This is a genomic window from Actinocorallia libanotica, assembly GCF_039525175.1.
In the GTDB taxonomy this organism is placed as follows: domain Bacteria; phylum Actinomycetota; class Actinomycetes; order Streptosporangiales; family Streptosporangiaceae; genus Actinocorallia; species Actinocorallia libanotica.
This window is the reverse complement of sequence record NZ_BAAAHH010000131.1, coordinates 1-519: the sequence shown is the minus strand read 5'-3', so window position 1 is coordinate 519 and position 519 is coordinate 1. Positions and strand designations below refer to the sequence as shown.

2 protein-coding genes are annotated in these 519 nt (G+C 50.3%); one reads left to right on the top strand and one right to left on the bottom strand.

The window, feature by feature from the left end:
• On the top strand, positions 1-260 hold a 260-nt coding region (locus ABD140_RS40020; protein WP_344248317.1), incomplete at its 5' end, for a hypothetical protein.
• Positions 261-328: 68 nt separating this feature from the next.
• On the opposite strand, the gene ABD140_RS40015 is transcribed toward ABD140_RS40020, so the two are convergent.
• The coding region (locus ABD140_RS40015; protein ID WP_344248315.1) for a hypothetical protein at positions 329-519 on the bottom strand (191 nt) is incomplete at its 5' end.

Here is a 519-nt window from a genome sequence, read left to right as displayed (position 1 = left end):
GTTATCTCAAGCTCCACGCTGCACCTTCCGAACAACTAGACAAATGGATCACCGCGTTAGAAAGCGACCATCTCTCCATCGCGACAGAATCCACCCAAAACGCGCACACCCTCTGGCAACTACAGTTTTCCGAGGAAAGCAAATCCACCGAATTTTTCCAATGGCTGCAAAGCGCACGACAGACCATTCCCAGCATAGTACTCACTCGCACTTCGAAGACTGTGACACTCACTCACAGCGAAGGCTTATCAAACGAGTAAACGGCCACATATCGACTGACGAAACCTTCTCTCTCGAAAAGAGGGCCATTAAGGATTTGACTGCAGGCTCATCTCGCGCAACATCCCCCCGCAGCGGCCATCATTGCCTGGCAATAGTCGCAACTTAACACTTCAAACTTAACACCTAACACTCCTGCTAAAGCACACTTTTGCAGGTCAGAAATATGGCTACACAACACATCGGTATCGGCATGGCTGGCTTCGGCACAGTTGGCACAGGCGTTTGGGAAACTCTTGA